6 protein-coding genes are annotated in these 13,194 nt (G+C 39.3%); all 6 read left to right on the forward strand.

Annotation, left to right across the window (positions count from 1 at the left end; all coding sequences use genetic code 11):
- Positions 1-35 precede the first annotated feature (35 nt).
- The 6 genes from HQN86_RS06725 (at position 36) to HQN86_RS06750 (ending at position 13,185) form a co-directional block, all read left to right on the forward strand.
- Complete coding sequence (locus tag HQN86_RS06725) at positions 36-4,115, forward strand: hybrid sensor histidine kinase/response regulator transcription factor (protein ID WP_172660221.1); 4,080 nt, start codon at positions 36-38, stop codon at positions 4,113-4,115.
- Between the two features lie 180 nt (positions 4,116-4,295).
- Positions 4,296-5,174: an AraC family transcriptional regulator gene (locus HQN86_RS06730; protein WP_172660222.1), complete on the forward strand. Its 879-nt coding sequence runs from the start codon at positions 4,296-4,298 to the stop codon at positions 5,172-5,174.
- Between the two features lie 94 nt (positions 5,175-5,268).
- Complete coding sequence (locus tag HQN86_RS06735) at positions 5,269-8,421, forward strand: SusC/RagA family TonB-linked outer membrane protein (protein WP_246269455.1); 3,153 nt, start codon at positions 5,269-5,271, stop codon at positions 8,419-8,421.
- Positions 8,422-8,432: 11 nt separating this feature from the next.
- Positions 8,433-9,980 carry a RagB/SusD family nutrient uptake outer membrane protein gene (locus HQN86_RS06740; protein WP_172660223.1) on the forward strand — a complete coding sequence of 516 codons (1,548 nt, stop codon included), beginning with the start codon at positions 8,433-8,435 and terminating at the stop codon, positions 9,978-9,980.
- Between the two features lie 11 nt (positions 9,981-9,991).
- Positions 9,992-10,684 carry a hypothetical protein gene (locus HQN86_RS06745; RefSeq protein ID WP_172660224.1) on the forward strand — a complete coding sequence of 231 codons (693 nt, stop codon included), beginning with the start codon at positions 9,992-9,994 and terminating at the stop codon, positions 10,682-10,684.
- A 41-nt stretch (positions 10,685-10,725) separates the two neighbouring features.
- Positions 10,726-13,185, forward strand: coding sequence for a glycoside hydrolase family 2 TIM barrel-domain containing protein (locus HQN86_RS06750; protein ID WP_172660225.1), 2,460 nt, complete (start codon positions 10,726-10,728; stop codon positions 13,183-13,185).
- Positions 13,186-13,194 lie beyond the last annotated feature (9 nt).

The raw sequence follows: 13,194 nt of genomic DNA on the forward strand, positions 1-13,194 counted from the left end.
TTTCGTTGAACTAAAGGATAGGGTTAACACCAAATATGAGCCGTAATAAATTATTGTATCACTTAATTAACAGTGTATTATTGTTAGTGCCGCTTCTTTGCGGTGTAGATGCCAGTGCTCAAAAAAACAATATAAGCTTTAATCACCTAACGGTAGAAGATGGTTTGTCGCAAAGCAGTGTACTCTCTATAGCTCAGGACAGTATGGGGTTTATGTGGTTCGGAACTAAAGATGGACTTAACAAGTTCAATACTCAAAGATTCGAAGTATTTAAACACGATAAAAACAACAATGCCTCTTTAAGCAGCAGTCAGAATATTAATTATTTGCTTACAGACAGAAAGGGCAATTTATGGGTAGGTACACAAAAAGGATTAAATCTTTATTTGCCTAAAAGTAATTCTTTTAAGAGATTTCTTCACGATCCGAAAGACAAAACCAGTATCAGTCACAATATTATCAGGAATCTTTTTGAAGACAATAAGGGAAATATTTGGGTCGGAACAGACAACGGGCTAAACAAGATGATAGCGCCTGATAAATTTCAGCGTTTTTATAGCAGCAATACTAAGGGTCAAGGGTTGGCGCACTCATTAATAAAAGCTATTCATCAGGACCATAATAATGTACTCTGGATTGCTACTATGCAAGGCCTTACCAGCATGAAAGAAAAAAAAGGAAAGTATGTTTTTCAATCTTATTTTCATGACCCCAGCAATCCAGCTAGTTTAATTGATGACGACCTTAGTGCTGTTTTTGAAGATCAGTACCATAATTTATGGATAGGTACGCATAATAATGGACTGGAATTAATGGACAGGGCTACCGGCACTTTTAAGCATTACTCGGCAAAAGGCGGACCGAGTAGTGGACTTAGCAGTAATGTAATTCGCAAAATCAAGGCAGACAAAGATGGAAAATTATGGATCTCTACCTTAAATGGTATAGATATATTTGATGTTAAAACAGGGAAGTTCACGGTTCTGAACCACGTCCCTAATGATCCATTAACCTTAAACCAAAATTCTACTTATGATATTCTGAAAGATGCCGCAGGTTCCATGTGGGTAGGTACTTACTATGGAGGGGTTAATGTGTACCATGCCAACTCTACCCCGTTCAGAGAATACAAGACCAGTTTGGGCGGTAATGGCATCAGCAGCAATGTAGTTAGTGCTATTGTTGAAGATGAAAACCATAATCTGTGGATTGGGACAGAAGCAGAAGGGTTAAATTATTATAACAGAACAACCGGGAAATTCAAAGCTATAAAAAATGAAATAGGCAACCCTAATTCATTAAGTTCAAACCTGGTAAAAGCCATTTCAATTGATAAGAAAGGAAGTGTTTGGGTAGCTACTTATGAGGGGAATCTGGATAGATATTTGCCTTTTTCGGGTACTTTTAAGCATTATAAACCAAATACTGCAGATCCACATGCCTTAAACTCGAACAGGATCGTTTGTTTGCTACACGATAGCCGGGGCAGATTGTGGGTGGGAACACGCGCACAGGGCGTTTTTCTTTATAATGAGGCTAAGGATAATTTTACGTTGCTCAATAGCGCTGCCTATAACCAGGAGTTAAAGTTTGTAAGAACTTTTTTTGAGGATTCTGCAAAAAATATATGGATAGCTACAAATTCCGGTATTTATATAGCTTCAGCAAGTTCTAATCAGATTAAAGAGTTCAAGAGTAATAGCATTGATTTTAAATTCGACGACATCAATTTTATTAAAGAAGATTCGAAAGGCAATATCTGGATAGGTAGCTATGAATCAGGGTTGATTAAGTATGATAAAAACAGAGAAATAAGTAGGTTTACGATTAATGATGGTTTACCTAGTAATAACGCAGTAGGTTTTTTGGAAGACAGTAAGGGGAATTTGTGGGTAAGTACTTCCAACGGTTTATCGAAATTTGATGGACGGGTTTTTAAAAACTATACTGTTGATGACGGGTTGCCGGGAAATGTTTTTAATTACAACTCCTTTTTTAAAGACAGTAAGAACGAAATGTTCTTTGGTGGCTATAACGGTATGGTGAGTTTCTTCCCGGATCAGATAAGAGATAATAAAAAGGTGCCCAAAGCTATATTTACCAGGTTAAGGTTGTTTAATAAACCCGTAAATATTAATGATAAAACAGGCTTGCTTACTCAAAATATAGGCTTAACAAAGGAATTAACTTTTTCTTATCATCAGAATATCTTTACTATTGATTTTGCCATTCTAAACTATGTAAAATCCGAAAAAAACAGATACGCTTATCAACTTAAGGGTTTCGAAAAAGAATGGAATTATGTAACTAATCCACAGGCCGCGTTTACCAATTTGCCGGCGGGCAGGTATGTCCTTTTAATTAAAGGAGCAAATAACGATGGGGTGTGGACCAGCAAGCCCGAGGAGATGATCATTAATGTAAATCCGCCTTATTGGAAAACATGGTGGGCATATCTTATCTATATACTTTTGCTTTCGGGGCTTATATTCCTTGTTTTAAGGTTCCTGTGGATAAGAACATTGCTAAGGAAAGAGCACGAGATTTATCAGATGAAGCTCGATTTCTTTACAAATGTATCTCACGAGATCAGAACGCCACTAACCCTTATTGTGGGCCCGTTGGAGCATTTGGTAAACGAAACAAAGGAATCGCCTGCCTTAAACAGAAGATTACTTACGGTAAAGAAAAATGCTGGCAGGCTAACCAGATTGGTGAATGAGCTGATGGATTTTAGAAAAGCCGAATCGGGTAATATGGAACTTAATGTGGCACCGGGGAATATTGTAAGCTTTGCTAAAGAGATTTATATTTCATTTACCTACGTAGCCCTTAAAAATCATATTGATTATCGCTTTAACTGCGATGAGGACATCATAGAAGTGTATTTTGATAGTGAACAACTGGAGAAAGTATTGTTTAACCTGCTCTCTAATGCGTTTAAGTTCACACCTGATCATGGAATTATCCGCCTGGATATTCTTAAGACCAGCGACAACCAGGTCGAAATAAGGGTAGCTGATAATGGAAAAGGGATTCCCGAAGAAAGCAGGAATAAGATATTTACAAACTTTTATCAGGTTAGAGACCATCGCTCGGGAACTACGGGTACAGGAATTGGTCTGGCCTTAGCCGAAAAGATAAGCAGGTTGCATCATGGTCGTTTATCATTGGTAAATAATGAGGAGCTTAAAGACGAAGACGTTCATACTTGTTTTAGCCTGAGGCTTAAATTAGGGAAAGAACATTTTAAAAAGGATGAACTTATTGAACAGTATATCAGCAGTGAAAACCCTATTCTTTATCAGCAGGAATCGGAAATTGAACCGGTAAAGAATTATGAGCCGGCAGAGAAAACAGAAGACGGGATAACTGTTTTAATAGTAGAAGATAATGTTGAGGTAAGGAGCTTTATTGCGCAATCTTTAAAGCAGTCGTACCAGGTAATAGAAGCCAATAATGGCGAAGAGGGTGTAGAAATGGCGATAGAGAAGATTCCTGATATTATTGTGAGTGATGTGATGATGCCGGTTATGGATGGATTGGAGCTTTGTCGTACACTTAAAACAGACCCACGCACAAGCCATATTCCTATTATATTGCTTACTGCGCGTTCCGGCAATATCCATGAGGTAAACGGACTGAAAACAGGAGCAGAGACCTACATTACAAAGCCATTTAGCATTAACAGCTTGCAACTTAATATTTATAATCTGCTAACCTTGCAGGCTAATATGCGTAGAAAGTTTAGTCAGCAGATAACACTTCAGCCAACCAATATTTTAATAGAATCGGCCGACGAGGAATTCCTGAATAAAATAATGGGATATATCGAAGCCAATTTTAACAATGAAGATTTTAGTGTAAATACACTTGCTGCGGAGGTAGGGATGAGCACACCAATTTTGTACAAGAAAATTAAGGCGCTTACAGATCTTACGGTAAATAACTTCATCAAATCTGTTCGTTTAAAGCGAGCCGCTCAGTTACTAAAGCAGGATGTTTATACCGTTTATGAGGTTGCCTATATGGTGGGCTTTAGTGATAGTAAATATTTCAGTAAAGAATTTGCAAAGCAATTCGGACAAACCCCCTCAGAGTACAGTTTAAAGTAACCTTTTTTCTGAATTTAAGAAAATCACCCTCTTTCTTTAAGATTTTAACCCCTCTTGCATTTTATTGGCGCTTACATTAGCTAAACCAAATATGTAAATCACCGGTGTATGAACGAGGTATCTCAAGCAGTGTTCTCTTGTGCGCCCGCATCTTATGGTTTTAACTTAATAAATTAAACTATGAAAGCACAACTACTAAAAGTTTCAATGTCGCCTGCTCAGTCATTTAGTGTTAGGCAGGATGTGGTTCCATCTGTTAATAACAAATGGCATTATCACCCAGAATTTGAATTAGTTTATTTCAGTAAAGGAAAAGGTACCCAATTTATCGGAGACAATATTAGCAGGTTTAATCAAGGTGATATTGTTCTTGTTGGCCCTCAGTTGCCACACTACTGGCGATTTGATGATATGTACTTTAGAAATAATAATCCTGCCTCTAACCCTGACGTAAGAGTGGTTCATTTTTCTGAAAATATGTGGGGTGAATCTTTTTTGAATTTACCCGAGAATAAGCTGTTAAAGTCTGTCCTGGAAAAGTCGAGAAGAGGGCTAAAGATTAAGGGTAAAAACAAACAGCATATAGCTGATTTGATTTCTGAAATGCCCAATGCAGAAGGCATAGACAGGATAATTATTTTAATGCAAGTGCTCGCTGAAATCACTAAGTGTGAAAAATTGGAAACGTTTTCATCAATTGGTTTTCAGCATGAAATGGAGCCTCATGAAAAGGATCGCATTAACGATATCTACGATTATTCTTATGCTAATTTTAAGAACAAGATCACTTTAGAAGAAATAGCTGATGTAGCTAAGATCAGTCCTAATTCATTTTGCAGGTATTTTAAATCTCGCACCAGGAAAACCTATTCGCAGTTTTTGATAGAGATTAAAGTGGGCAGGGCCTGCGAACTGTTAATTGAACACAGCCTTAACCTAAAACAGGTATGCTATGATTGTGGCTTTAATAACTTCGCGAGCTTTTACAAATGCTTTAAAAAGATCACAGGAAAAAGTCCGCTATGTTATCAAAAAGAATTTGTTACCAATTTCAGTTAAATATTAAACATACAATCAATAAACTAACCAACCAACCTAACAAACTACGGGTTTGAGCAACTCGTGAATTAACCAACCAAATATTTTAAACGCTATGAAGAAAAATGATACTCAAACAGTTTCATGTTATGGCTATTCTGTATGTAAATTATTCAGTTTCCTATCCTTACGGATGGTGATAATTGGGTTTTTACTTACCGGTTCAGCAGCCTTTGGGCAAACCATTAATATTACGGGAACAGTAAAGGACGGCGGAGGGGGAGCAATACCCGGTGTAGGCGTTAGGGTAAAAAATGCCAAAGTATCCACACAGACTGATGCAAATGGTAAATACAGCATTACAGTTCCCGATGCAAATTCAACACTTCTGTTTTCTTACATCGGCCTTGTTTCGCAGGAAGCGGTTGTGGGCAATAAAAAGGTAATTGATATTACCCTGAAAGAAGATGAGTCTGCATTGGACGAGGTTGTAGTAACCGGATACGGCGAAAAAGTTAAAAAACGTGACCTCACCGGTTCAATATCATCAGTAACTGCTAAAGACATTGCAGAACGCCAGCCACTTACTTTATTTGATGCATTACAAGGGCAAGCCTCTGGCGTATTGGTTACCAATGATAACGGCGATCCGGCCGGACAGGGAACCATCCAGATCCGTGGAGCTTCTTCAATAAATGCATCGGGTACCGGCCCTTTGTATGTAATCGATGGAATCATTAGTGAGAACGGGAATTATATAAACCCTTCAGACATTGAGTCATTTGAAATTCTTAAGGATGTAGCGTCTGCGGCCATTTATGGTGCAAGAGGTGCAAATGGTGTAATCATCATAACTACTAAACGAGGTAAAGAAGGTAAGCCGCTTATTGGCGTTCAGTATACTTATAACAGAGGTGAGCTGGCAAATAAAATAAGAACTATTTCTGCTGATGAACTTAGGTTTTACAGAATGATCAGAGGGGGTGGTGCCGGAATTGGCGGAAATGTGGATTCTATTAACCCTTATCTGAATGCTGACAATGATTATCAGGAATTATTGTTCAGAACATCGGAAAAGCATACTGTTAACTTGAGCTTAAGTGGAGGCTCAAAAGGAATAACTTATTACGGGGGCTTAAACTATGTAGATAATCAAGCCATCGCATTGAACAGCTGGATTAAAAGAATACAATCGAAATTAAACGTAGAATATGCCATATCAGATAAGCTGACCATTAGCAACAACCTTGCTTTTGCTTATCAGACAGGAAATATCCTGAACATTCAGAATACAGCAAGGCAGATCTTTGAACGTAATCCGTGGACAAGTCTTTATAGGCCTGATGGAACACTTGCAGGTTTTACAGAATCAAAAAGAAACCCTGTTGCTTTTGCCTTGTTAGATAAGAACATCGATAATGATTACCTGGCTCAGTTTAACACCCAGGCCAAGTATAAGATTTATAAAGATTTGAGCATTACTACCATGTTCAATGCTCAACTCGATAATCAAAACAGTAGAAATGTAACTCCGGCTATTATAAACAATGCTGCATTTTCTACAGGAACAGGATCAGCAGAAAGAAAGGTTTATTGGGAAAGTCAGACCTATATGAACTACAACAAAACCTTTAGCAAAGACCATACAGTAACTGGTGTAGCTGGTTTTACTGCCGATAGAAGACGTAGGGATGAGTATAGAATCAGGGTAGAGGAGTTGTTGAGTGACGATATTTTTACTTCGAATGTGGGGATAATTGACCCTACAAATACGGGAACATTTGCGACAGCAAATTCAAATGTATCGTTGCTGGCAAGGGGATCATATAGCTATAAAGGAAGATATATTGTTCAGGGAACTATCCGCAGAGACGGATCTTCAAGATTTGGAGAAAATAACAAATGGGGAAATTTTATATCTATGTCGGCCGCATGGCGATTCTCTGATGAGAAATTTATGGATTGGAGCAAAAGTTTTCTGGATGATGCAAAGTTAAGATATAGTTATGGGTCAGCGGGAAATGATGCTATCGGCGATTATCAATCGTATACTACCATAAACTTCGGTGGCAACTATTATAACGGGTTAAGCGGAGCAGCAGAGAATGTGGTTTTAGGAAATTCGCTTATCCAATGGGAAACAGCTACATCTGCCAATTATGGAATAGACCTTACCATGATCAAAGGAAGGTTAACTTTTACAGCAGAGTACTATAACAAAACCACGAAAGACCTGCTTTATCAGAGCGAGCTGGCTAAAGAAACAGGAAAAACTCAGGTTGCAGTAAATTTAGGCACCATAGAAAATACAGGTCTGGAATTTACCGTTGTGGGCACTCCAATTAAAACCGAGAAGTTTGGCTGGGACGTAAATGCAAACATTACATTCCCTAAAGCAAGAGTGAAGAAACTTGCTGATGGTACTGCATTTTTATCGGGTAATAAATGGCTGATACAGGAAGGTGGTAAAATCGGTGACTTTTTTATTTTTAAGAATCTTGGTGTTTACCAATACGATGTGTCAAATGCATATACACCCGAAGGTAAAAGACTTACTCCTATAAACGTGGTGGTTAGTGAAGATGGTAGCACAGTGACCAGTTTTGGAGGATATACTTTAGATGGGCAACCATACACCGGAACTGTTAAAAGTAAATATTATAACAATGTAAAACTGCAAGGTGGTGACACTGAGTGGTTTGATGCTAATAATGACGGAAATATTGACGACAATGATAAGATCATTGCCGGAAATGGTTTGCCAACTTATTATTTCGGACTAAGTAATACCTTTAGATACAAGAGATTTTCATTGAGCTTCTTGTTTAATGGTCAGTTCGGTAATAAAATCTATAACAGGGTAGCTGCTGACCAGAACCGATTTAACTCTACTTATTCTCCGCCAACACCGGATGCTGCACTTACTTCATGGTATAAGCAAGGTGATGTAACCAAATATCCTATGGCATCACGCAAGGATACAAGAGGAAACATGCGTTATGAACAAAACAGTCTTTATCTGGAAGATGGCGCATTTATCAGGTTAAGCAGTGCCAGATTGGCCTTTACGCTTGATCCTAAAATAGCCGCAAAGGCTAAAATGAAATCGGCAACGGTTTATGTTTTTGGACAGAACCTTTTAACCTGGACAAATTACAGCTTGTTTGATCCCGAGTTCAGTACCTCAAATCAGCTACAACCGGGTAATGATTCTGGTCGATACCCTAAAATAAGAGAATTCGGTTTGGGCGTTAACCTTACATTTTAAAATCAGAAATCATGAAGAAAATATTATATATAAGTGCGGTATTTAGTGCAGTTCTTTTTTTAGGCAGCTGCAAAAAGTTCCTTACCGAAGAACCATTAACACAGGTGTCTGCCAAGAATTATTTTAAATCATTAAAAGATGTAAATGCTGCTATGGCCGGTGTTTACGGATCCTTTCAGCAGGTAATGACAGGTACGGGGGCAAATTTTAGCGGTAAGTACCATTATTGGGGAGAGGCCCGATCAGATAATTTTGATTTGCATCCTGGTTATAACAACATTACCATGCAGGAGCTTTCATTAAACAACCTTACCTCGGGAAATGCACAGTCATCGTGGGCCGAGCTGTACAGAACTATTGGAAGAGCAAACACCGCAATCAAATACATTCCACAAGCGGCTTCTTTAGATAACCAGATTACTCCGGCAATAAGGGATAAGAATTTGGCAGAATGTTATGCAATGAGGGCAATGTGCTATTTCTATATCATCAGGCTCTGGGGAGATGCACCAATATGGACTGAACCATATGATGATTTTTCACAGGAAGATGAGAGGCCAAGAGAATCTAAGGATAAGATCATGAAGGAGATTATTCTTGCTGATCTGGAAAAAGCATATTCATTAACGCAGAAACTTCAAACGCCTAATGTATGGTTAATCGGTGAGGCTGGTATAGCTGCAATTGCAGCAGATGCTTACATGTGGAACGCAGGTGCAAATAACCAGCCTCAGGATTATGAGAATGCAATAATGTGGATCAAAAGGGTTTTTGCAGCAAAAGCACCTTCGGGCAAGGTGTATGGTGGTAATGAGATCACAGATCTTGAGAGCCAGGCAGATTGGAAACCGAAATTGTTTCTTGATCCAACAGGTTCTAAAGAGGCGATCTGGAGCATTTACTGGGATAACTTAAATAACGGTTGCGCGTGCATTCCAGTTTCAATAGGAGAGTCTAACACTACCATTCGACTGGATTCAGTAATTCACAACGATTGGAAACTGAATAAAGCTGATACCAGAGTGACTAAAACACTTGATACTTTGAAAACGCTGGCACATTTCGATAGGTTACTTAAATATTATGATGTTCCGGGTTCTGGTTTCCCGGGAGGTGGCAAGCCTGCTAAAGAGTACAATGTTTACCTGGTGATGTACCGTTTAGGTGATGTTTATCTTTCTTATGCTGAAGCGCTAAATAAAACGGGCGACCGTGCAGGAGCCTTGAAATACCTGAATTTTATTAGGGTGCGTGCTGGTTTGGCCACGCTGTCTGCTGATGATCCTTCGGTTGCAAATGAAACTGCTATGGAAGATACCATCCTTCAGGAAAGAAGATATGAGCTTTTTGGAGAAGGTAAAAGGTGGTTTGACCTGGTTCGTACAAACCACGTGAACAAAATAATGGATCCTGTAATTAACAGAAGACTTACCAGGCTGCAAGGTGGAGTGCCTGCAACCGGTGGTTTTGGGCCGTTGAAAGAAAAACTGTTGTGGCCGATAAACCGCTTTGTTCTGGAAGACAACAGGCAATTAGTTCAAAATCCAACTTACAATTAATGATCAGGAAAATGAAGAATTTATTTAGAAATATATTAACGGTAGCCGCTGTTGCTACTTTAATTTCGGGATGTTCTCTTGCAGGGCTGGACTTGCAGGAAAACTACGACAGGGTTCCGCATACTGTAGACCCAAAGATCTATAAGAGTACATGGCAATACCTAAAGGACAGATCCAGAGGGGCTAATAGCGAGGCAAGGATATTTGACAGGATGATGGAAGCTATTGAGTATTCCGGGATAGATACAAATGAATACAAAAAGCCGAACAGAACATTTATACTGCTAAATAACGGTGCTGTTACTGGTGCGAACTTTTGGGGTACCTATAAAATAAATAATAAAGTTGCGACAAAATGGGACGATTATCCTAAAGAGTTTGTTAAAAACTACCTCTTGTATCTTATTGTGGAGGGCCAGCATGATCACTTTACCATTCCTGCGCTTCAAACAATAGAAGGCAATACACTGGCACCAAAAGGCTACTGGAATCAGTTACCGGTGGGTATTACATCAACCAGTGTTTTTTTACCTAACCCTAATTCAATTATGACCATTAAGGTGCTTAATTCATCGCCATCTAATACCTCAGATTATCCGATTGTGTTAAATGAGGTATTGAATGTTAGAACCAGCAGCATCCAGGCAACAAATGGCTCTATACATGTAATTGGGGGAGTATTAACCACAAGTATTCCTGAATAGTCCTTAGAAACCGATTATACCTATAAATTATATTGATAAAAGTGAAAAAATACAGACTGATACTCTTTTTAGGATTGCTGATTTGCAACCAATACTTATTTGCACAACAAAAACAACGTTTATCCGGAAACTGGGAATATTTAAAAGGCGATCTGGGAGGTGTTTGGGAAGCTGTAAGGCCAGTTAAGGAAGGCAATCCGGAAAGTGTTCCGTTTTGGCAGGAGGTTACGCTACCGCATTGCTTTAATGCTACCGATGCGGTAGATCCTGATGTGAATTACTATCAGGGGCCAGGCTGGTATCGTACACAGCTAACAATTGCCAACCCATACCAAAAGGGAAGAACTTTGCTTCACTTTGAGGGTGCCGGACAAAAAACACAGGTTTACATCTACAACAAAAAGGTAGGTGAACATGTTGGCGGCTACGATGAATTCACTATTGATATAACAGATGAGGTGGAGGCCTTCAAAAAAAATGAAGTCTTTCAAAAGGAATTTAAGGGCAAAATTCCTGTAGAAATACGCTGCGACAATTCAAGGGATCTGGAAATGATCCCTTCCAGCTTATCCGATTTTAATGTATATGGTGGTTTGTACCGCTATGTAAATTTGGTTTATACTCCACAGGTATCTTTAGATAAAGTATTTGCCGATGCAAGCGTTGATGCAAAAGGCGGTTCAGGTAGATTAACGGTGGCGGCCAGATTATTAAACCCGGACGGGATTGATACAATTTCTGTAAAGATTAATCTTAAAGATCCTCGGGGTAATGTAATCTCGAGCTGGAAAAAGGAAATCAGGGCTTTTACAGGCGATAAGGTGCTTTGGGATACCGTGGTTAAAAACCCAAAACTCTGGTCTACCGATCAACCGAATCTTTACACCGTTGAAACTATTGTGAACGTTAAAAGCGAAACAAGTGTTCACCAGGAAAAGATCGGGTTCAGAAATTTCGAGTTCGTAAAAAAGGGCCCTTTCATGCTGAATGGCAAAAGAATGCTGTTAAGAGGAACGCACAGGCACGAAGATCATGCCGGAGTAGCGCAGGCAATGACCGAGGACATGATAAAGCAGGAAATGATGATGATGAAAGATATGGGCGTAAACTTTATCCGCCTGGGCCATTATCAGCAATCGAGAATAGTGCTTGATCTGTGCGACAGCCTGGGAATATTGGTATGGGAGGAAATTCCATGGTGCCGTGGCGGTTTAGGTGGCGATATTTATAAAGATCAGGCACGCAGGATGCTGACCAATATGATTGAGCAGCATTACAATCATGCCTCAATAATTATCTGGGGGCTTGGCAATGAAAATGACTGGCCAGGGGATTTTGCTGAATTTGAGAAGGACAAGATCAGGGCTTTTATGAAAGAGTTAAACGACCTTTCGCATAAGCTGGATCCATCAAGGAAAACAGCGATTAGAAGATGTGATTTCTGCAAAGACATTGTTGATGTTTATTCGCCTTCTATATGGGCAGGTTGGTACCGTGGTATTTATACGGAGTATAAGGAAGCCTCTAAAAAGGAATTTGAAAGTGTAGACCATTTTCTGCATGTAGAATGGGGTGGCGATAGTCATGCCGGCCGCCATTCTGAGAGTCCGGATAAAGCATTAAGCCTGGTTAAAACAGGCGTAGGGGCAGATGAAAGAGAAGGTGATGCATCATTATATGGAGGTAGTGCGAGGGTATCTAAGGATGGCGACTGGAGCGAAAGCTATATTGTGAACCTGATAGACTGGCATTTAAAAGAGCAGGAATCTATGCCTTGGTTAACAGGTACAGCGTACTGGCCATTTAAAGATTTCTCTACACCAATTCGTCCGGATAATCCTGTTCCTTATGTGAATCAAAAAGGGGTTGTAGAGCGAGACTTTACCAAAAAAGAATCTTACTATGTTTTTCAGGCCTATTGGACAAAAATGCCGATGGTACATATTTACGGACATTCATGGCCGGTAAGATGGGGAGATGCAGGAGAGGAAAAAATGGTTAAAGTATATTCTAATTGCGATGAAGCTGAGCTTTTTGTGAACGGTAAAAGTTTGGGCAAGAAAAAACGAAACATTAAAAGCTTCCCGGCGCTGGGTTTAAGGTGGATGGTGAAACTAAATGAAGGAACCAATAACTTTAAAGTAGTGGCTACTAAGGATGGTAAGACTATAACGGATGAGATCAGTCAACAGTACCAGACTGCAAAATGGACTAAACCGGCTAAAATGGTATTAGAAAAAGTTTCAGAAAAAGAAGGAGTTGCAACAATTCAGGTAAAATTGACTGATGATAAAGGTATATTGTGTCTGGATGCCGCAAATTACATCACATTTGGCTTAACTGGAGATGGAAGTCTGGTAGACGATCAGGGGACTTCCAGCGGATCGAGAAAAGTGCAGCTAAGTAACGGGCATGCAATTATTAGTGTAAAACTAAATGGCGGAAAAAGCGTAGCCAGTGTTAAGGCAACTGGAATACCTTCTGCATTTATAGAACTTTAAATGAGTACA

This window comes from Pedobacter panaciterrae (assembly GCF_013204795.1).
Lineage (GTDB): Bacteria > Bacteroidota > Bacteroidia > Sphingobacteriales > Sphingobacteriaceae > Pedobacter > Pedobacter panaciterrae.

Bases quoted from the DNA above. Each gene is read 5' to 3' on its own strand.
- HQN86_RS06740 (WP_172660223.1), top strand. From the start codon at position 8,433: ATGAAGAAAATATTATATATAAGTGCGGTATTTAGTGCAGTTCTTTTT.
- HQN86_RS06730 (WP_172660222.1), top strand. From the start codon at position 4,296: ATGAAAGCACAACTACTAAAAGTTTCAATGTCGCCTGCTCAGTCATTT.
- HQN86_RS06735 (WP_246269455.1), top strand. From the start codon at position 5,269: ATGAAGAAAAATGATACTCAAACAGTTTCATGTTATGGCTATTCTGTA.
- HQN86_RS06725 (WP_172660221.1), top strand. From the start codon at position 36: ATGAGCCGTAATAAATTATTGTATCACTTAATTAACAGTGTATTATTG.
- HQN86_RS06745 (WP_172660224.1), top strand. From the start codon at position 9,992: ATGAAGAATTTATTTAGAAATATATTAACGGTAGCCGCTGTTGCTACT.